The organism is Minwuia sp. (genome assembly GCF_048263705.1).
In the GTDB taxonomy this organism is placed as follows: Bacteria; Pseudomonadota; Alphaproteobacteria; order Minwuiales; family Minwuiaceae; genus Minwuia.
The window spans coordinates 304,067-324,032 of the sequence record NZ_JBLXDV010000001.1 but is presented as its reverse complement, the minus strand read 5'-3'; the positions used below and the strand labels follow the sequence as shown (position 1 = coordinate 324,032).

19 protein-coding genes are annotated in these 19,966 nt (G+C 65.0%); 8 read left to right on the top strand and 11 right to left on the bottom strand.

Annotation, left to right across the window (positions count from 1 at the left end; genetic code table 11):
• Nucleotides 1-3: 3 nt before the first annotated feature.
• Genes ACN0X7_RS01380 through ACN0X7_RS01370 form a run of 3 tightly spaced genes read right to left on the bottom strand, consistent with a single transcriptional unit; the run spans nt 4 to nt 3,498 of the window.
• Nucleotides 4-774 (bottom strand): enoyl-CoA hydratase/isomerase family protein, encoded by a 771-nt coding sequence (locus ACN0X7_RS01380; RefSeq protein ID WP_417513314.1) that lies wholly within the window; start codon nt 772-774, stop codon nt 4-6.
• Nucleotides 775-806: 32 nt separating this feature from the next.
• Nucleotides 807-2,225, bottom strand: a complete 1,419-nt coding sequence (gene pyk / locus ACN0X7_RS01375; RefSeq protein ID WP_417513312.1) for a pyruvate kinase — start codon at nt 2,223-2,225, stop codon at nt 807-809.
• Complete coding sequence (locus ACN0X7_RS01370; RefSeq protein ID WP_417513310.1) at nt 2,215-3,498, bottom strand: glycerate kinase type-2 family protein; 1,284 nt, start codon at nt 3,496-3,498, stop codon at nt 2,215-2,217. Before ACN0X7_RS01370 ends, pyk begins: the two co-directional genes overlap by 11 nt.
• An 88-nt stretch (nt 3,499-3,586) precedes the next feature.
• Between ACN0X7_RS01370 and ACN0X7_RS01365 the strand changes: the two genes are divergently transcribed.
• Both ACN0X7_RS01365 and ACN0X7_RS01360 read left to right on the top strand, forming a co-directional pair.
• Nucleotides 3,587-4,594, top strand: a complete 1,008-nt coding sequence (locus tag ACN0X7_RS01365; protein ID WP_417513308.1) for a 4-hydroxyproline epimerase — start codon at nt 3,587-3,589, stop codon at nt 4,592-4,594.
• 65 nt (nt 4,595-4,659) lie between these two features.
• Nucleotides 4,660-6,468 (top strand): ATP-binding protein, encoded by a 1,809-nt coding sequence (locus tag ACN0X7_RS01360; protein ID WP_417513306.1) that lies wholly within the window; start codon nt 4,660-4,662, stop codon nt 6,466-6,468.
• Here ACN0X7_RS01360 and hisI read toward each other — a convergent pair.
• The 5 genes from hisI to ACN0X7_RS01335 are packed head-to-tail and all read right to left on the bottom strand — an operon-like array spanning nt 6,446 to nt 10,642.
• Entirely contained in the window at nt 6,446-6,817 is a 372-nt protein-coding gene (gene hisI, locus ACN0X7_RS01355; protein ID WP_417513304.1) for a phosphoribosyl-AMP cyclohydrolase, read from the bottom strand. The genes ACN0X7_RS01360 and hisI overlap by 23 nt on opposite strands.
• 40 nt (nt 6,818-6,857) lie before the next feature.
• Complete coding sequence (locus ACN0X7_RS01350; RefSeq protein ID WP_417513302.1) at nt 6,858-7,820, bottom strand: ABC transporter ATP-binding protein; 963 nt, start codon at nt 7,818-7,820, stop codon at nt 6,858-6,860.
• The gene (locus ACN0X7_RS01345; protein ID WP_417513300.1) at nt 7,817-8,809 is read right to left on the bottom strand and encodes an ABC transporter ATP-binding protein; all 993 of its coding nucleotides are present in this window, start codon (nt 8,807-8,809) and stop codon (nt 7,817-7,819) included. The genes ACN0X7_RS01350 and ACN0X7_RS01345 overlap by 4 nt, the downstream gene beginning before the upstream one ends.
• Nucleotides 8,806-9,696 (bottom strand): ABC transporter permease, encoded by an 891-nt coding sequence (locus ACN0X7_RS01340; protein WP_417513298.1) that lies wholly within the window; start codon nt 9,694-9,696, stop codon nt 8,806-8,808. The genes ACN0X7_RS01345 and ACN0X7_RS01340 overlap by 4 nt, the downstream gene beginning before the upstream one ends.
• The gene (locus ACN0X7_RS01335) at nt 9,689-10,642 is read right to left on the bottom strand and encodes an ABC transporter permease (RefSeq protein ID WP_417513296.1); all 954 of its coding nucleotides are present in this window, start codon (nt 10,640-10,642) and stop codon (nt 9,689-9,691) included. Before ACN0X7_RS01335 ends, ACN0X7_RS01340 begins: the two co-directional genes overlap by 8 nt.
• A 194-nt stretch (nt 10,643-10,836) precedes the next feature.
• Here ACN0X7_RS01335 and ACN0X7_RS01330 point away from each other — a divergent pair, with 194 nt between their 5' ends.
• Nucleotides 10,837-11,391, top strand: a complete 555-nt coding sequence (locus ACN0X7_RS01330) for a PAS domain-containing protein (RefSeq protein ID WP_417513294.1) — start codon at nt 10,837-10,839, stop codon at nt 11,389-11,391.
• 12 nt (nt 11,392-11,403) lie between these two features.
• Here ACN0X7_RS01330 and pcaF read toward each other — a convergent pair whose 3' ends face one another.
• Nucleotides 11,404-12,609, bottom strand: a complete 1,206-nt coding sequence (pcaF, locus tag ACN0X7_RS01325) for a 3-oxoadipyl-CoA thiolase (protein ID WP_417513292.1) — start codon at nt 12,607-12,609, stop codon at nt 11,404-11,406.
• A 174-nt stretch (nt 12,610-12,783) separates the two neighbouring features.
• On the opposite strand from pcaF, the gene ACN0X7_RS01320 reads away from it, so the two are divergent.
• The 5 genes from ACN0X7_RS01320 (at nt 12,784) to ACN0X7_RS01300 (ending at nt 16,728) form a co-directional block, all read left to right on the top strand.
• A complete protein-coding gene (locus tag ACN0X7_RS01320; protein WP_417513290.1) occupies nt 12,784-13,485 on the top strand; it encodes a hypothetical protein in 702 nt (233 codons plus the stop codon).
• Nucleotides 13,486-13,515: 30 nt separating this feature from the next.
• Complete coding sequence (locus tag ACN0X7_RS01315) at nt 13,516-13,809, top strand: PepSY domain-containing protein (RefSeq protein WP_417513288.1); 294 nt, start codon at nt 13,516-13,518, stop codon at nt 13,807-13,809.
• 4 nt (nt 13,810-13,813) lie between these two features.
• On the top strand, nt 13,814-14,488 hold the full coding sequence (locus ACN0X7_RS01310) for a response regulator transcription factor (RefSeq protein WP_417513286.1): 675 nt from the start codon (nt 13,814-13,816) through the stop codon (nt 14,486-14,488).
• Nucleotides 14,488-15,825, top strand: coding sequence for a sensor histidine kinase (locus tag ACN0X7_RS01305; RefSeq protein WP_417513284.1), 1,338 nt, complete (start codon nt 14,488-14,490; stop codon nt 15,823-15,825). Before ACN0X7_RS01310 ends, ACN0X7_RS01305 begins: the two co-directional genes overlap by 1 nt.
• Before the next feature lie 87 nt (nt 15,826-15,912).
• A complete protein-coding gene (locus ACN0X7_RS01300) occupies nt 15,913-16,728 on the top strand; it encodes a tetratricopeptide repeat protein (protein ID WP_417513282.1) in 816 nt (271 codons plus the stop codon).
• A 24-nt stretch (nt 16,729-16,752) separates the two neighbouring features.
• On the opposite strand, the gene pntB is transcribed toward ACN0X7_RS01300, so the two are convergent.
• Together pntB and ACN0X7_RS01290 are read right to left on the bottom strand one after the other, a co-directional pair.
• On the bottom strand, nt 16,753-18,138 hold the full coding sequence (gene pntB / locus ACN0X7_RS01295; protein ID WP_417513280.1) for a Re/Si-specific NAD(P)(+) transhydrogenase subunit beta: 1,386 nt from the start codon (nt 18,136-18,138) through the stop codon (nt 16,753-16,755).
• A 15-nt stretch (nt 18,139-18,153) separates the two neighbouring features.
• Nucleotides 18,154-19,707: a Re/Si-specific NAD(P)(+) transhydrogenase subunit alpha gene (locus ACN0X7_RS01290; protein ID WP_417513711.1), complete on the bottom strand. Its 1,554-nt coding sequence runs from the start codon at nt 19,705-19,707 to the stop codon at nt 18,154-18,156.
• Between the last annotated feature and the right edge of the window lie 259 nt (nt 19,708-19,966).

Below are 19,966 nucleotides of genomic sequence, written 5' to 3'. Positions count from 1 at the left end.
TGCTCATTTGCTGCCGAAGTTCTTCCGCGCCTCGCGGGCGGCCGACATCGTGCTGGTCAGCCAGCTCTGGTCCGCATCGGCATAGCTGGCGACATGGTTCAGGGCGTTCGCCGTGGCGTTCACCGCTTCCTTAACCATGCGCACGGCGGCGGCTGGCATCTCGGTCGAGCGCAACGCCAGTTCGATGGCCTTCTCCTTCGCCTGCCCATCCTCGGCAACCTCATCGACCAGGCCCCAGTCCAGCGCCTGATCGGCGTACATGCGCTCGCACAGGATGATGATCCGTTTCGCGCGGGCCGGACCGACAAGCCGCGTCAGCCGGGGCTGGGCGCCCCATTGCAGGTTCAGGCCGATCTTGATCTCGGGCACATAGAGGTAGGCCCCCTTGCCCATCACCCGCCAGTCACAGGCCAGCGGCAGGGCGACGCCGGCGCCGACCGCCAGCTTCTCGATCGCGCAGACGGTGATCTGGGGCATGGTTTCCCAGGCCTCGCTCAGACGGACGCCCAGATAGAACCGGTCGCGCAATTGCACGTCGGTCAGACCGTCCATCTGCCACATTTCGGTATCGGTCAGGTCGGCACCGGCGCTGAAATAGTCCTTCGGACCCGTCAGCACGACCGCCTGCGTCTCCTGATCGCCATGGAAGCTGCGCGCGACTTCGGTCATCTCCCGCATCAGCGTCGGATTGAAGGCGTTCAGCTTTTCCTTCCGGTCCATGGTGACGATGGCCAGCGGGCCTCGTTTCTCGATCTCGACATTCTTCCAGCTCATTGCGTCCTCCCCAGGTGCAAGCTCGGTCTATGTTACCCGTCCACCCACGCGATGCGCAGGATATTCGTCGCCCCGGGCGTCCCGAAGGGCACGCCGGCGGTGATCACCAGCCGCTGGCCCGGCTTGGCCAGGTCCTCGCGCAGCGCGATGCGGCAGGCCCGCTCGACCATGTCGGCCATGTTGCTGGCGTCGTCGGTCAGCACCGGACGCACCCCCCACGACAGGGTCAGACGCCGCGAGGTCTCCTGTTTCGGCGTCAGGCAGAGGATCGGCATCGAAGGACGCTCCCGCGCGGCCCGCAGGGTGGTCGAACCCGAGGTGGTATAGGTAACGACCGCCGCCGCCTTGATGGTCTCCGCCACCTGCCGCGCCGCCGCCGTGATCGCATCCGCGGCGGTGGCCTCGGGCACGGCGTGCTCGGCTTCCAGGATGGCGCGATAGTGCTTGTCGTTTTCGGTCGCCTCGATCACGCCGTCCATCGTCGCCACGGCCTCGTTCGGAAAATCCCCGACCGCGGTTTCCGCCGACAGCATCACGGCATCCGCGCCGTCATAGACCGCCGTCGCCACATCCGAGACCTCCGCCCGTGTCGGGAACGGGCTCGTGACCATGCTCTCCAGCATCTGGGTGGCGACGACGACGGTCTTGCCCATCGACCTCGCGGTACGTACCAGCGCCTTCTGCAGCGACGGCACGCCCACGACCGGCGTTTCGACGCCCAGATCGCCGCGCGCCACCATGATGCCGTCCGCGATCTCCAGAATGTCGTCGATATGCTCGACCGCCGACGGCTTCTCGATCTTGGCCATGATGTGCGCCTGCCCGCCGGTCAGCTTGCGCGCCTCGGCAATATCGTCGGCGCGCTGCACGAAACTGAGCGCCAGCCAGTCCACGCCCAGCGAGATCGCGAAATCCAGGTCCTTGCGGTCCTTGTCGGACAGCGCCGCCAGGTTCAGCAGCATGTCCGGCACGTTGACGCCCTTGTTGTTCGACAGGGCGGATCCCGAGATAACCTCGGTCTCGGCCGATTTCGCATCATGATCCAGCACCTTCAGCCGGACCCGCCCGTCATCCAGCAGCAGCGTGCTGCCAACCTCCATCGCCTCGAAGATCTCGGGATGCGGCAGTTGAACCCGCTTCGCGGTGCCCGGCTTGTCATCCAGGTCCAGGCGCAGCTTCTGACCGCGCTTGATCTCGATCCTGCCGTTCTCGAACGCGCCGATCCTCAGCTTCGGTCCCTGCAGGTCGGCCAGAATGCCGATGGGCCGGCCCCGCGCCTCCTCCAGCGCGCGCACGATGCGATGGCGCTTGCGGTGATCGGCATGGCTGCCGTGGCTGAAATTGAAGCGGAACACATCGACACCGGTATCGAACAGCTTGGCGATGCGTGCCGCCGTCGATGTGCCCGGCCCCAGCGTTGCAAGGATCTTGGTCTGGCGATTACGGTGCATGAAACCTCTCCCTGCGTGACCGGACGATGATGGCACGGAAGTCGTTGACGTTGGTGAACGTCGGCCCGGTTGCGACAAGATCGCCCAGCGCCTCGAAACAGGCATGGCTGTCGTTGGCGGCCAGCATCGCCCCGAGACTGATACGGGCGTCCCGCGCCCGTTGCCATACCGTGGCATCGACCAGCGCCCCGGCGGCCTCGCCCGACCCGTCGACGCCATCGGTATCCGCCGCGATCGCCGTAATGCCGCCCGCGCCGCCCAGCGCCAATGCCAGGCCCAGCGCATATTCCCGGTTCGGACCGCCCTGCCCGCCTTCGCCCGCGACGGTTACCGTCAGTTCGCCGCCCGAAAGGATCAGCGTATCCTGGGTGTCACGCTGCAGGCTGCGGGCGAGTCGCGCATGGCGTGCGCCCAGGTCACGCGCCTCGCCCTCCAGCGCATCGCCCAGGTCCATCACCTGAAGCCCGTTGGCCCGCGCCATCTCCGCCGCCGCCTTCATCGCCTGGCCCGGCGTGGCGATCAGGCGATAGTCGGTGTCGGGGAATGATGATTCCGCCTGTGTCGGCTTTTTCAGATGTACCGTGATCGCGGGCGGCGGTGTGATCTTCCAGCGGTCGAGTACGGCCAGCGCATCGGCAGCCGACGTCGGGTCCTGCACGGTCGGGCCGGAGGCGATCACCAGCGGATCGTCCCCCACGACATCCGAAATTGCCAGGGTCACCACCTTCGCCGGGCCGGCGGCACGGGCCAGCCCCCCGCCCTTGATCGCCGACAGGTGACGGCGGACCGCATTGATGTCCTGAATGGGTGCGCCCGAGCGCAGCAGGGCCTTCGTCACCGCCTGCTTGTCGGCAAGGCTCACGCCCTCCGCCGGGCAGGTCAGCAGTGCCGATCCGCCGCCGGACAGCAGACAGATCACCTGATCGTCCGGGCCCAGCCCCCTGACCAGTTCCAGCATGTCCGCCGTGGCCTTCAGCCCGGCTTCGTCGGGCACCGGATGCGCGGCTTCGACGACGCGGATGTGCCGGGTGGGCTTGGCGTAGCCGTAGCGGGTCACGACCAGCCCCTCGACCGGCGCATGACCGGCGGCGGCCCAGGCGGTCTCGAACGCGGCGGCCATGGCCCCGCCCGCCTTGCCGCCTCCGACCACCACGGTCTTCCCCGCAGCCGGACCGGGCAGGAACGGCGCCACGCAGTTTTCCGGCCGGACCCGGTCGATCGCGGCATCCAGCAGGCGGCGCAGCAGCGCACGGTCGTCGGCGATCTGGCTCATGTGCGGCATTCCCGGTTGGCGGCGAGGCTGTGTGCTCACACAATAGATGCGGGCGGCGGTACAGGCCACCGGCATGGAGGGGGATCGAATGGGCACAGGCGAAGGCACATTCTTCTGCATCGACGGACATACCTGCGGCAATCCCGTGCGCGTCGTCGCGGGCGGTGCGCCGGTCGTTCGCGGCGGCACGATGAGCGAAAAGCGGCAGCATCTCATGGCCGAGTACGACTGGATCCGTACCGGTCTGATGTTCGAACCGCGCGGCCACGACGTCATGTCGGGCAGCATTCTGGTGCCGCCCTGCCGCGACGACTGCGATATCGGCGTACTGTATATTGAGGTCTCGGGCTGCCTGCCCATGTGCGGCCACGGGACCATTGGCACGGTCACCGCCATCATCGAACGCAAGCTGGTCGTCCCGCGGGAGGACGGTGTCCTGATGCTGGATACGCCCGCCGGTGTGGTGCGGGCGGAATACGCGCTGGAAGGGGGACACGTCGCGTGGGTCCGGATCACCAATGTACCCGGCTTCCTGCTGGAAACCGGCGTTTCGGTAGACTGTCCTGAACTCGGCAGCCTGACGGTCGACATCGCCTATGGCGGAAATTTCTATGCGATCATCGAACCGCAGGCGCATTTCACGGACATGGCCGACCTTTCGCCGGGCGACATCCAGCGCCTGAGTCCGCCGCTGCGGGACCGGATCAATGCGAAGATCGAGGCGATCCATCCGGAAGACCCGACCATCAGAGGGGTCAGCCACATCATGTGGACCGGCGTGCCCAGGCTCGAAACCTCTGACGCGCGAAATGCGGTCTTCTACGGCGACAAGGCCATCGACCGCTCCCCTTGCGGCACCGGCACCTCGGCGCGCATGGCACAGCTCTTCGCGCGCGGCGATCTGGCCGAGGGATCAGACTTCGTGCACGAATCGATCATCGGCAGCCAGTTCGAAGGACGTGTCGAAGAGGTTCTGGACGTCGCGGGCAGACCGGCCATACGCCCCTCGATCCGGGGCTGGGCACATATTCACGGCCTGAACACAATATTCATCGATTCCCGCGATCCTTTCGCCCACGGCTTTCATGTAGTGTAATAACACCACCTGCGAGAGATTCCACCGGCACGTCCTGCCAACCTGAAGGAGCGATCGACCCCGAGATGTCCGGCTTCCGCACATATTGGGTAAGTCACGATCTGGGCGAAACGCCGGAAGCGGTCCAGATTCGCGTGCAGCAGATGGCCGTGGTCGTGAACCGCGCGCCGCTGATGTTCATCGCGCTGGCCGTGAACGCCATCCTGACCGCCCTGATCGCACGCACGGACGAGAACAGCCTGTTCGGCGCCGTCTGGGCGGGGCTTCTGACCATCATGGCGACGGCCGCTTTCTTCCGCTGGCGCAGCCGTCGCAAGCAAAGACCGCCGCTGCATGTCAGTGAACGCGGCCCGCGACGGCTGGCACGCGCGGCGACGATCCAGGGTATCATCTGGGGCGCTGGCGCGGCATGGCTGATCCCGGTCGAGCCATCGCCCGAGCAGGCGATCATCGGCCTGATCATCGCCGCGATGGGCGCGGGCGGCGCGATGGTGCTCGCCACGGTCCCGGCCGCCTCGATCGGCTTCACCATCGGCTGCGTGCTGCCGCTGGCAATACGATACGTCTCCATCGGCGACCCGCTGTACCTGATGCTGTGCATCATGATCGTGCTGTATGTCGCCGTCCTGCTGACCATGGCGCGCAGCGTCTATGTCTCTTTCGCGGACATGATCAAGGCCCGGGTCGCCAATGACGCCCTGCTTTCCGAACTGTCGGTGGCGCGGACCAACCTGCTGGACGCCATCGCGAGCACATCCGAAGGGTTTGCCCAGTTCGATGTGGATGGCCATCTGACCGTGAACAACGACCGGTTCGCCCGGATGCTGGGACTTCCGGCAGAGGTGGCGCAGCCCGGCACCCGGTTCGAGACCCTGCTGCGGGCGGGCATGGTGCCTGCGGACCTGCTGGACGACATGACGGGCTACGAACGGTGGATCCGCCAGACCGTCAATGAGCACCAGTCCGGCACCAACAGCGATGTCGTGCGATTCCAGAGCGGCACCTGGATCGCCATGAACCACAACCGCACCCGCAAGGGCGGCGTGGTTTCCACCCTGCTGGATCTGTCGGCACTGAAGAACCGCGAGACCGAGCTGAGCGACGCGCTGGTGCGGGCCGAGACCGCCGACCGCGCCAAATCGGAGTTCCTGGCGCTGATGAGCCATGAGCTGCGCACGCCGCTGAACTCGATCCTCGGTTTCTCGGAACTGTTCATGATTGAGGGCTTCGGGCCGCATTCCGATCCGCGCTACAAGACGCACGCAAAGGACATCCACGAAAGCGGCACGCACCTGCTGGAGATCATCAACGAACTGCTGGACCTGTCCAAGGTCGAGGCCGGGCAGTTCGAACTGCAGGAAAGCGCGATCGATATCCCGACCATCGTCGACGGCGCCATGCGGATGCTGGTCGAGCGGGCCTCCGCGCGCAAACTCCGGTTGCGCAAGGACATTCCCGACGATCTGCCGCAACTGACGGCGGATGCCCGCGTGCTGAAACAGATGCTGATCAACCTGGTGGGCAACTCGATCAAGTTCTCGCGCCATGAGGGCGAGGTCACGATCACGGCCCGTCGCACCGACGACGACGGGATGGCCATCGCCGTCACGGATCAGGGCATCGGCGTCGCGCCTGAGGACATGCACAAGATCATGCGCCCCTTCGGTCAGGTGGAATCATCGCTGAACCGCGCGGAGCAGGAGGGCACGGGCCTGGGCCTGCCGCTGGTGAAGCGCATGATCGAACTGCACGGCGGTCACCTGGAATTCGAATCCCGGGTCGGCGTCGGATCGACGGCAACGCTGGTCTTTCCGTCCGCGCGCGTGTCGACAGGCGCTTCGGAGATCGAGGTTACGTCGCCTCCGGCGTCATGATCTCGACAGTCTCGCCGTCCCGCACCGCGCGATAGAAGCAGCTTCTGCGGTTGGTGTGGCAGGCCGGTCCGGTCTGATCGACCAGCAGCAGAATCGTGTCCGCGTCGCAGTCGTAGCGGAGTTCCTTCAGGTGCTGCCGATGGCCGGAGCTTTCGCCCTTGCGCCAGAACTGCTGTCGCGATCGCGACCAGTAACACACCCTTCCCGTTTCCAGCGTCTCGGCAACCGAGGCGGCGTTCATCCACGCCATCATCAGAACCTCGCCCGTATCGTGCTGCTGCGCGATGGCCGGAATCAGTCCGTCGGCATTGAAATCGAGGTCGTCGATAAAAGTTGGTCTGCCGCTCATCTTCCCGCTCCGCGCCTGTGCTGTACCGCAGGCTCTGTGGTTAGACGCTCGCCGCCGGCTCTTCAATCGGGAAATGGCAGGCAACCCGATGCCCCGGCGCCAGTTCTTCCAGCGGCGGCTCGGTGTCGGCGCAGACCGCCTGTGCCTTCGGGCACCGCGTACGGAACCGGCAGCCGGACGGCGGATTGATCGGCGACGGCAGTTCGCTGGAAGTCAGGTTCACCGGTTCGGGCCGGATCTCGGGGTCCGGTTCCGGCACCGATGCGAGCAGCGCCCTGGTGTAGGGATGGCGCGGATGGCGGTACAGTTCCTCCGACCCCGCCTCTTCGCAGATCTTGCCGAGGTACATGACGGCGACCCGGTCGCAGATGTTCTTCACCACCGCCAGATCGTGGCTGATGAAGAGCATGGTCAGATTGTAGCGGGCCTTCATCTCGTGCAGCAGGTTGAGGATCTGCGCCTGCACGGATACATCCAGCGCCGAAACCGGTTCATCGCAGATCAGCATCTGCGGGTCGAGGACCAGCGCGCGGGCGATCGAGATGCGCTGGCACTGCCCGCCCGAGAATTCGTGAGGCCGCCTGTTCAGCGAAATCTCCGGATCGAGCCCGACGGCTTCCAGTGCCTTGACGACGGCTCCCCGGCGGCTGTCGCGATCCCCCCATCCGATCACTTCCAGCGGTGCGCTGACGATCTCCAGTACCGTGCGCCGGGGGTTCAGCGAAGAGATCGGATCCTGAAAGATCATCTGCAGTTTCGGGCGCAGCGCCCGCAGCCTCTCCCCCTTGGCCGTGGTCAGTTCCTGTCCGCTCAGACGCACGGATCCGCCGGTGGGCCGGGGCAGTTGCATGATCGCGCGCGCGGTCGATGACTTGCCGCAACCCGACTCGCCGACCAGCCCCAGCGTCTCGCCGGACCGGACCGTGAAACTGATGTCGGAAACGGCTTTCACCGGCCCGAATTCGACCACCAGCCCTTCCACTTCCAGTACGGGATCGGTCATGCCACAGCCCGGGTGTTCAGGGGTTTGAAGCAGGCGAACTGATGGCCGGGGTCTGCGGCCTGTTCAAGCGACGGTTCAGCCGCCTCGCACCCCGCGTCCGCGTAGGGGCACCGCGGCGCGAACCGGCAGCCGGCAGACGGTGCCACCAGGTTCGGTGGCCGTCCGCCGACCGTATTGAGCACCTTGTGCGGCGGATCATCCAGGCGCGGTATCGATTTCAGCAGCGCCTCGGTATAGGGCATGCGCATGTCCCCGAACAACTGCCGGGTCGACCCGCGCTCCACCACCCTCCCGGCATACATCACGGCCACATCGTCGGTCCGTCCCGCGACCACGCCCAGATCGTGGGTGATCAGGATCAGGGCCATCTGCCGTTCGCGGGTCTGCCGCGCCAGCAGGTCCAGGATCTCTGCCTGCACGGTCACATCCAGCGCCGTGGTCGGTTCGTCGGCAATCAGCAGCTTCGGCTGGCAGGCCAGCGCCATGGCAATCGCCACGCGCTGGCGCATTCCGCCGGACAACTGATGCGGATAGGCCCTGATCCGCTCTTCGGGCTGGGGGATGCCGACCGCCGTCAGCAATTCGATGGTCAGATCGCGGGCCTCGGCTTTCGACTTGCCCAGATGCCGGATCGGGGCTTCGGAAATCTGGCGGCCGATGGTCATCACCGGATTGAGGGAAGTCATGGGATCCTGAAAGATCATCGATATCTCGGGTCCGCGAATCCGGCGAAGCTGTTTCTCCGGCAGCGACAGCAGATCCTGCCCTTCCAGCATTATGCGGCTGGACGTGCCGAGGTGTGCATTCGACGGCCAGAGTCCCATGATGGTGCGCGACAGCACCGACTTGCCGGAGCCCGACTCGCCGACGATCCCCAGCGTGCGGCCGTGGCCCAGTTCCAGATCCACCCCGTCGACCGCCCGCAGGCGCCCCTGCGGCGTGTCGAAATGCACTGCCACATTCTGCAGGGAAAGCAGCGGCCCGCTCACAGCCGGCTCTCCCGCGTGTCGCCGAGATTGCGCAACTGGTCTCCGATCAGGTTGAATGACAGCACGGTCAGGCACATGACGGCCGCCGGGATGAAGGTGATGTGCGGGGCGTCCTCCAGGAAATCGCGACCGGATTCGATCAGCGTGCCCCAGGACATCGCGGGAGGCTGAACGCCCAGGCCCAGAAAGCTCAGCACGCCCTCGACCACGATCAGCACCGCCGTCACCAGCAGGCCGTAGACCAGCATCGGCACCAGCACGTTCGGCAGCAGTTCCCGCGTCAGGATGCGGAAATCGCTCGCCCCGCTGGCCCGCGCGGCCAGCACGAACTCCCGCTGCGCGAACGCCAGCGTGGTCGCCCGCGCCACACGCGTGAACGCGGGGACCGAGAGAAATCCGAGCGACAGAATGACGTTCGTCGTGGTGGCTCCGGCGTAGAAGATCACGGCGGTCAGCAGCACCAGCGCCGGGAAGGCCAGCACGATATCGATCCCGGCCACCACGATGGCCTCGGACCAGCCGCGGTAAAAACCGGCGATCAGACCCAGACTGCCGCCCACGATCAGCCCGATCAGCGGCGAGAGCAGACCGATGAGAAGCGACGCCTGGGCCCCCTTGAGCAGACGCGCGAACACATCCCGGCCGATGTTGTCCGATCCGAGCCAGTAAGTGTGCTCCTCATACTCGCCGGTGTGCTGCATCAGTTGCTCGCCCTGCGCGCCGATCGGCTGCGCAACCGACAGGAAGTCGGCGTTGGCGGGATCGGCAATCGGCAGGAAATCGGCGGTCAGCGCCCCCAGTCCGACGATGATCAGCCAGACAACGGAAAGCCAGAACGTCAGTCCCAGCCTGCGGCGGCGACGCGGTTTCTCCTCCACCTCAGCCATGCCGCCGCTCCATCCTGACCCGCGGATCGATGACGGCATAGAGCATGTCCACCGAGAAATTGATCACCGTGTAGAATACCGCGATGAACAGCACACAGCCCTGCACCATCATGAAATCGCGGGCGAAGATGTTCTCGACTAGCAACCGACCCAGCCCCGGCAGGGCGAAAATGGTCTCGATCACCAGCGCGCCGCTCATGACGTTGGCGACCTGCAGGCCGATGATCGTCAGCAGCGTGAACGAGGCCGGGCGCAGGGCATGCCGGAACAGGACATAGGCCGGCGGCAGACCCTTGGAACGGGCCATGGCGATGTAGTCTTCCTTCAGCACGTTGATCAGGTCGGAGCGCAGCACGCGCATCAGCACGACCCACTCCCCTGCGGCAATCGCCAGCGCAGGCAAGGCCATCGAATGCAGGTTGGCCCACAGGCCCTCGTCAATACGGGTGTATTTGGACACGGGGAAGAGGTCGAGCGTGGTTGCGAACACGTAGATCAGGATCAGCGCGAAGACGAAGTTGGGGATCGAGACAAACACGAAGCCCACCGTGGTGATCGACTTGTCCGCGGGCGACCCGGCCCGGTACGCCGAATACAGACCCAGCGGGATCGCCAGCAGAACCGCGAAGACCTGGGACAGGACCATCAGTTCGATGGTCACCGGCAAACGGCTGAAAATGGCTTCCAGAACAGGCTCGCCCGTACGGATGCTTGCGCCGAAATCCCCGGAGAGACAGCCGATCACCCAGTCCCAGTAGCGGATTAGGATCGGATCGTTCAGCCCCAGTTCCGCGCGGATCCGGTTGATCTCGTCCAGCGTCGCGTCTTCGCCGGCGATTGCGTAGGCCACATCGCCCGGCAGGACACTGACCATCAGAAAGGTGATCACGGAGACGGCGAAAACGACGCCGACCAGCCGCATCAGTTTCCGAAAGACGAAATTCACGCGTGCCAGCCTTCGAAAGCCGGCACGGCTCCGGTTCGCACCATGACCGTTCCTCCCGTTGGCGCTTTCTTTTCAATCTGAAGCGCCATTGAAGGAAGTTGATCCGAAAGCAACCATTCGTTCAACCTCTTTCCCTAACAAGGTCGGTTGAACCACTGCGTACCAAACTCACCCGCAGCAGAAAAAAGCATGTCATGACACGCAATGAGATCGAACAACGGCTGATCGGTGCACACTGCCGCAGACACCACGATTACTGGTGGGAACTGCGCGCCCGCAGCGGCGATGCCATACCGACGCGCGGCATGTTCGATCCGGCCCAGGTAAAGACCGTCCTGCCCTTTGTCCTGCTGCACGATCTTTCGCAGCCGGACAAATCGATATTGCGGCTGATCGGCACCGCCATCAGCGAGCGCTTCGGTTTCGATCCGACGGGCCGGGATTACCTGGAGTTCGTCTCGGAAGACCGGCGCGCAACCGCCTACCGTGCCCTCTGGAATACCGCGACCCAGCCCTGCGGCATGCGGGTCGTCATCGAGGCGCGCTACAGATCGGGTAAGCGGACGGTCGGGGAATCGATGGGCTATCCGCTGACGGGGTCCAGGGGGCAGCCGCTGATGATGTTCGTCGATGAACTGATCGAAAAGGACGTGCACGACCTCGACCAGCGCGCCCAGCCGCTGGATCTTTTCCACGTCCGCGAACGCGATTTCGTCGATGTCGGGTTCGGCGTCCCCGAACCCGTCTGAGCCGTTCCCGGATCAGACTTTCTCAAGCGCGATGGCGATCCCCTGGCCGACCCCGATGCACATGGTGCACAGCGCATAGCGACCGCCGGTGCGATGCAGCTGGTTGACGGCCGTCAGGATCAGCCGCGCGCCGGACGCACCCAGCGGATGCCCAAGTGCGATGGCGCCGCCGTTGGGGTTCACATGTTCCGCATCGTCGGGCAGCCCCAGCTGGCGCGTCACGGCCAGCGCCTGGGCAGCAAACGCCTCGTTCAGTTCGATGACATCGATCTGGCCGATTTCCAGCCCCAGCCGTGCGAGCAGCTTTTCCGAAGCCGGTGCGGGGCCATACCCCATGATGCGGGGCGGGACCCCGTGTGTGGCCATGCCCAGAATCCGGGCCCGCGGCGTCAGTCCGTTGCGGGAGGCGGCGGCCTCGCTGGCCACGAACATCGCGCAGGCACCATCGTTGACGCCCGATGCATTGCCGGCGGTCACGCTGCCGCCTTCGCGGAACGGTGCGGGCAGTTTGGCCAGCTTCTCCGCCGTCGTATCGCCGCGGATATGCTCGTCATCGCTGACGATGATCGGATCGCCCTTGCGCTGACGGATCGAAACGGATGCGATCTCGTCCGCGAAGATGCCGTCGGCCTGCGCCCGCGCCGCGCGCTGCTGGCTGCGGGCGGCGAAGGCGTCCTGATCCTCGCGCTTGATCTGGAATTCCTCGGCCACGTTCTCGGCCGTCTCCGGCATGGAATCGACGCCGAAATTCTTCTTCATCATCGGGTTGACGAAGCGCCAGCCGATGGTCGTGTCGTAGATGTCGGCGGACCGCGAAAAGGCCGCTTCGGCCTTGCCCATGACGAAGGGCGCACGGGTCATGCTCTCGACACCGCCCGCGATCAGGAAGTCCGCATCGCCTGACTTGATCGAACGGGCGGCGGTACCCACCGCATCCATGGACGAACCGCACAGCCGGTTGACGGTCGATCCCGGCACCGATTCCGGCAGTCCGGCCAGCAGGGCGGCCATGCGGGCCACGTTGCGGTTGTCCTCACCCGCCTGGTTGGCGCAGCCGTAGATCACATCGTCCAGCGCGGCCCAGTCCACGTCCGGCTGGCGCTCCATCAGGGCGGCAATCGGCTGCGCGGCCAGATCATCGGCGCGAACCGACTTCAGGGCACCGCCGAAGCGGCCGAACGGTGTCCGTACGGCGTCGCAGATAAAGGCTTCGGTCATGTGGGTCTCCCATCGCTTCAACTGATCAGCGGCAAACCTAGAGCCTGCCGCTGAGAAATCAAAGACCACGCGTCCGTCAATCGTTCTGAACGGAGAATGAATACTGAATTGAGAGGTCGTTCACGCGACTCGCCCAGATTGTTTTCCGCAACAACAATCGAAGGGAGAATCCCGATGTCAGCATTCAGAACCCGAGCAGCCTTCGTCGTCGTCGCGACAGCTCTGATCGGCACCAGCCTGTCCGCCCAAGCGGGCGTCCTGAAACCGGTTGAGGCACAGCATGCCGGCGGCCCTGCCGGTGCCTTCCTGCACGTCGATGGCCGCGACCATCAGTTCGATATCCGGGATTTCTTCCGGCTGCTCAATCGCGGGCAGCATCACAACCGGCTGATCAGCGAAGATCGTGCCCGCCGGGCCGCCAACGCGCATACGCCGCTGCGTATCCGCAACGTCGAACGGCAGGGGCGCACCTATATCGTACGGGGTTTCAGCCCGCGGCTCGGCCGCATCGCCGTCAATGTCGATGGCCGTACGGCCAGGGTCAAAAGGGTCGATCGTCTGGGACGACGACACGCCCGCCGCGACGACACGCGCCGGCCCCGCCTGATCAGCGCGACCAGGGCGGCGCGGATCGCCGACGCCCATATCGACTTGCGGGTGCGTGAAATCACGCTGGATGATCGCATATACACCGTGCGCGGCTTCAACCGTTCGCGCGGATCCGTCGTGGTCCGGGTCGACGGGGAAACCGGCCGCGTCGTCGAAAGTTACCCTTCGCGCAACCGGACCATTGGCAGACGCGCCGAAAGGTCCGACAATGAGGTCAACCGGCGTACCAACAGAGACAGAAGGTTTTCCCGCGATTTCAATCGCTGATCGGGAAGAACGCGAACAGAAGGCAGGATCGTGTACCGCAGACTACCCATCGCCATTGCACTGACGCTCGCGTGTCTGCTGGCGGCCCCCGCCTGGGCCGCCGGCAGCGGTGAGCCGGTCCGCATCGCGCAGACAGGGATCGCACAGACAGAGAAGGTGCCCCTGTCGCAGATCGTGGAGCAGATCCGCAGCAGTGGCGGTGGCGAGGCGGCCTCGATCAAGTTCGATGAGGGCGTGTACCGGATTCTGTGGCGCTACCCGGACGGCAAGCTGCAACGTTTCGAGGCCGACGCCGCCACCGGCGACGTCCGCAAGGTGGGTTGAGATCATGCGTATTCTGGTGGTGGAAGACGAACGCGCCCTGCGCGAAGGGCTGAAGGACACACTGGAACGGGCTTCCTATGCGGTCGACGTCGCCGAGAGCGCGGAAGATGCCGCCGAGATTATGGACATCGCGCCCTTCGATCTGGTGCTGCTGGACGTGAATCTGCCGGGCGAAGACGGCATCAGCCTGCTGAAAGGCTGGCGGCGCGAGAAGAACGATGCCCCGGTGATCCTGCTCACGGCGCGGGACGGCTGGCGGGAGAAGGTCGCCGGGATGGACGCGGGCGCGGACGATTACATCACCAAGCCGTTCCATCAGGAGGAACTGCTGGCCAGGGTGCGGGCCCAGTTGCGCCGCGCCGGGGGACAGAAAGAAGCGTCCCTGCGGTTCGGCTCGCTGGAGATCGACACCGCTGCCCAGCGGGTTTTCGTCGACGGTCAGGATGTCCGGCTGACGGCGCACGAATACCGCATCCTGAACTATCTGGCGCACAATGCCGGGCGGGTCATGTCCAAGAACCAGATCATGGATCACGTGCATGATCTTGACTCCGAAGCGCTGTCCAACGGCACCGAAGTCCTGATCAGCCGCATCCGGCGAAAAATCGGTCGGGAGCGGATCGAAACCGTGCGCGGCCTGGGCTATCGATTTGACGCTGATCATCCTGCGGCCGCGTGATGTCCGCCCTCACGCGCTGGCCGCTGACCTACCGCATTCTGCTGTTGTCGGCGCTCGGTATTCTGGGCGTGACGATCATCTCCACCCTGATCGCCCGCCAGTTGCTGCAGAGCGAACTGTCGAACCTTCGGGATCGCGAACTGCAACTGCTGGCCCAGCACGTCGCCGCGGACGCCCGTGAGGGCATGAACCGGGCGGACGGCGAATTCGCCAGCTTCGGCCCGCCGCGATTCTCGGAGATCTTCTCCGGTGCCTACTGGCAGATCGGCCTGGACGCCGGCGCGCCCCTGGCCCCGATCCGATCCCGGTCGTTGTGGGACACCACGCTGCCCGCAAGCCCCGTACCGCCCGATCAGGAAGTCCTCGGAGAGATGAACGGCCCGGTCGGCCAGACGCTCAGGACGATCCGCCTGCCGATCACGTTCGAGGGCAAGCCCGCCAGCCTGACCGTCGGCCTCGATGTCAGCGATTTCCAACGGATCGAGGCGAATATCGGCCGGCTTTTCCTGATGGCGCTGGTGGCAGAGGGGTTGCTGGCGCTGCTGGCCGCAACCCTGATCGCCTTCCTGTCGCTGCGGTCCATGCGCCGCTTCAATCAGGAAATGGCGGACCTCAGGGCCGGGAAGATCGAAAGGCTGAGCGAGGATGTGCCCGACGAGGTGGCCGTCGCCGCGCAGGAGGTCAACGCGCTGAAAACGGCCCAGACCAACCTGATCAACCGCGCCCGTGAGCAGGCCGGTGCGCTGGCGCACTCGCTGAAGACGCCGTTGAGCATCATCATCCAGGCGGCGGAAAAATCGGGCACGGCCTCGGATCGGGAGGTCCGCGCACAGGCGCAGGCGGCACTCGACCATGTCCACCATCATCTGGCGCTCGCCCGCTCGGCCGGCCCCGGTGTGCGGCACGCCGTGACGCGGCTGCTGCCCGTGGTCGAGGGCATCGTCAGGGTGCTCCGTCCCCGGATCGAGGAGGCCGGCCTGCAGGTCGACACAGCCATCGCTCCCCAACTCTCGGCCAAGGTCGAGGAAGCCGACCTGCACGATGTTGTCGGGAACCTGCTGGAGAACGCCGTGCGCCACGCCCGTACACGCGTCCGTATCTCCGCAGAGCGGGTCGATGCCGCGCTGGTGCTGCGCATTGAAGATGACGGGGAAGGCCTTCACGGCGCGGGCATTGACGATGCCATGCGGCGCGGCAACAGCATGGACGGCGGACCGGGCGCAACCGGCATGGGACTGTCGATCGCGCGCGACATGGTGGAGAGCTACGAGGGCGTGTTCGAACTTGGCCGATCGGACCTCGGCGGTCTGCTCATCACGATCACCCTGGCGTGCTGATCTCCGCCGGCAGGGTCACCATGTCGCGGCAGCTTGGCGGTCGCCGCGCAGGCCCCATCTGTTTCATAAAACAGCCGGAGTAGAGTAATGGCGTTCATGAAGAAGCCGCTGAAGCGGACGATGGCTGCAATCGCAGTACTGACCACCCTGACGGTCGGGACTGCGGCCCAGCAACTGCCACAACAGATTCCCTCGCGTTCGATGCTGAACGCGAACCATTGCGACGGCGATCTGGAAATCGACGCGTGCGTCGGTGTGCTGGAATACCGCGTGGGCGATTACGCGGGCGCTGTTCGCATATGGAAGGCGCTTGCCGCCGAGGGCGATGTGGTGGCGCAGCGCAACCTGGGCTTGATGTACCAGCGTGGCCGCGGTGTGAAGCGTGATCTGGGCGAAGCAGCCAGATGGTATCGGAAGGCTGCCGACCAGGGCGACGCCGGCGCCGCCCTGGCGCTGGGTGCCATGTATCAGACCGGCAAGGGCGTCTCGCAGAACTATGACATGGCCGCCGCCATGTACCGCAAGGCGATCAGAGGCGGTTCATCCCGCGCTGCCTACCGGATGGCGATGATGCACCGCGCACATGTCGCGCGTGCGCCGGATCTGCGCGCCGAACTGAGATATCTGCGCACCGCCGCGTTTCGCGGACTGTCGGATGCCCAGATCGAGATGGGGCGCTATTTCTTCCGCCGGAACAGGTACAACAGCGACAAGGTGCGCGCCTGCGCCTTCTTCCGGTTTGCGGTCGATTCAGCCGTCGATCCGCTCGTACGCCGAGAGGCGTCGGACTGGGTCTTCCGCGTGCAGGACGACATCACGCTGGACCAGTCCTATCACTGCCGGGAAATCGCCCGCGAGTGGCGCCAGGAACTGAGCATCAACGGTGGGCGCGCGCCCTTCTGAAGCGGCGGACGCCCAACGGATGAATCAGCTCTCGATCTTGCTCAGGACCAGGTCGAGGCTCTCCTTGGCATCGCCGAACAGCATCCGGGTGTTGTCCTTGTAGAACAGCGGGTTGTCGACACCCGCATAGCCCGTCGCCATGGAACGTTTCAGCACGACCGTCGTCCGGGCGTTCCAGCATTCCAGAACGGGCATCCCCGCGATCGGGCTGTTCGGATCGTCCTGCGCCGCCGGGTTGACGATGTCGTTCGCGCCGATGACCAGCACGACATCCGTCTTGGCGAAGTCCTCGTTGATCTCTTCCATTTCCAGCACGATGTCATAAGGCACCTTGGCCTCCGCCAGCAGCACGTTCATGTGCCCCGGCAGGCGTCCGGCCACCGGATGGATCGCGAAGCGCACGTTGACGCCCTTGGCCTTCAGACGCCGGGTGATTTCCGAGACCGTCTGCTGCGCCTGCGCCACGGCCATGCCGTAACCCGGAACGATGATGACCTCGTTCGCTTCCGACAGCATCTCGGCGACATTGTCGTGACTGGTCGGAACCGCCTCGCCTTCCACCGCCGCGGAAGCACCGCCGCCGGTACCGAAGCCGCCCAGGATGACCGCCACGAAGTGCCGGTTCATCGCCCGGCACATGATGTAGGACAGGATCGCGCCCGACGAGCCGACCAGGGCGCCGGTCACGATCAGCAGGTCGTTGCCCAGCATGAAACCGGTCGCCGCCGCCGCCCAGCCGGAATAGCTGTTCAGCATGGAGACCACCACCGGCATGTCCGCGCCGCCGATGCCCATCACCAGATGCGCCCCGACCGCAAAGGCGATCAGCGTCATCAGCAGCAGCAGCCAGATGCCGCCATGATCCTCGACCCCCAGGAACCAGTAGCCGAGCAGCAGGCAGATGAACACCGCCCCGGCGTTGATGCCGTGCCGGAACGGCAGCATCAGCGGCGTGCCGGAAATGCGGCCATCCAGCTTGCCGTAGGCGATGACCGAACCGGTGAAGGTGATGGCGCCGATGAACACGCCCAGGAAGATCTCGACCTCGTGGATCGTTTTCTCGATCCCGGTGAAGACGCTGTTCGGATCGATATAGCTGTTGATGCCCACCAGCACGGCGGCAAGGCCGACGAAGCTGTGCAGGATCGCGACAAGCTGCGGCATCCCGGTCATCTCGACCTTCTTCGCCACATAACCGCCGATCAGCGCACCGATGATCATGGCCGGGGCGATGATGGCGTAGGAGACCACCTGCGGCGCGGCGATGGTCGCGACGATGGCGATCGCCATGCCCGCGATGCCGAACACGTTGCCCCGGCGCGCGGTTTCCTGCTTCGACAGGCCGCTCAGCGCGAGGATGAATAGAATGGACGCCGCGATGTAGGCGACGGTGACAAGCCCTTGAGCCATGATCTGATCCCTCGCCTAGTCTTTGCGGAACATGCCCAGCATGCGCTGGGTCACAAGAAAGCCGCCGGTGATGTTGATCGTGGCGATCAGCACCGAAACAAATGCCAGCACGCCCACCACCCATGATGGGCTGGAGACCTGCAGCAGCGCGCCGATGACAATGATGCCCGAGATCGCGTTGGTCACCGCCATCAGCGGCGTATGCAGCGCGGGCGTCACGTTCCAGATCACCTGATAGCCGACAAAGCAGGCCAGCACGAACACGGTGAAATGCGCCATGAAGTCCGGCGGTGCGACGGACCCCAGCGCGATTATTGCGACCGCGCCGACGGCCAGCGCGATGAACGAGCCGATGCCGCGTTTCTTCGCCGTATCCTTGTCTTCAACCACTTTTGGCTTGGGTGCGGCCGGTTTGGGCGCGGCCGATACCTGCACGGGCGGCGGCGGCCAGGTGATGGTGCCGTCCTTGATCACCGTCGCCCCGCGGATGACGACGTCTTCCATGTCGTGGTTCGGCTCGCCGTTCTTCTCGGGTGTCAGGTCATCCAGGAAGTGGCGGAGGTTCGATGCATAGAGCTGGCTGGACTGCGCGGCCAGACGACTCGGCAGGTCCACGTACCCGATGATCGTGACGCCGTGGCGCACCACGACCTCGCCGGGCACGGTCAGTTCGCAGTTGCCGCCCTGCTCCGACGCCAGGTCGACGATGACAGAGCCCGGCTTCAGGATCTCGACCATGTCGGCCAGGATCAGTTTCGGTGCGGGCTTGCCCGGGATAAGTGCCGTGGTGATGACGATATCGACCTCGGCGCACTGTTCACGGAACAGCGCCATCTCGGCGTCGATGAATTCCTTCGACATGACCTTGGCATAGCCGCCACCGCCGGAGCCGTCTTCCTCGAAGTCCATCTCCAGGAACTCGGCACCCATGCTCTCGACCTGCTGCTTCACTTCGGGCCGCGTGTCGAAGGCGCGGACGATCGCACCCAGGCCGCGCGCCGTGCCGACCGCCGACAGTCCGGCGACACCGGCACCGATGACCATGACCTTGGCCGGCTGGACCTTGCCCGCCGCCGTGATCTGGCCGGTGAAGAAGCGCCCGAAATGGTTCGCGGCTTCGATGACCGCGCGGTAGCCCGCGATGTTGGCCATCGACGACAGGGCGTCCAGCTTCTGCGCACGGCTGATGCGCGGCACCATGTCCATCGCAATGACATTGCCGCCCCGCGCTGCCATCTGGTCCATCAGATCCGGGTTCTGACCCGGCCAGATGAAACTCATCAGCGTCTGGTTTTCCCGCATGAACTCGGTTTCATGCACGCCGGACGGATGCGCCTCAGGCGCACGTACCTTCATCACGATGTCTGACGCGTCCCAGAGGGCCTTCGCATCATCGACTATCTCGACGCCCGCATCCCTGTAGGCCTCGTCGGAAAAGTCCGCCGTCTCGCCTGCGCCGCTCTCGATGGCAAGCTCATAGCCGAACTTCTTGATCTGCAACGCCACCGAAGGCGTCAGCGCCACGCGCTTTTCGCCGTCGTGGACTTCTTTCGGAACACCGATCTTCATCGCCATTGAGTACAAAATCCTGCGATTACCGTTCAAACCGCCGGACTATAGTCGCCTCTCGCTGCAATGCAGCATCAAAATGCGGCATTTGGGTGTTTGATATCGTCGCGGGCGAAACGGTCGACCAATTCACTACGGGGATGAAAATTAGCGTGACGCCAGAACTCCAACAACCAGACTGGCAAGTGCTACTATCGCGAACAGTCGAACTTGCGGGCTTTTCGGCCCAAACCCAGTAATTTCGTTCGCGAAATGCTCA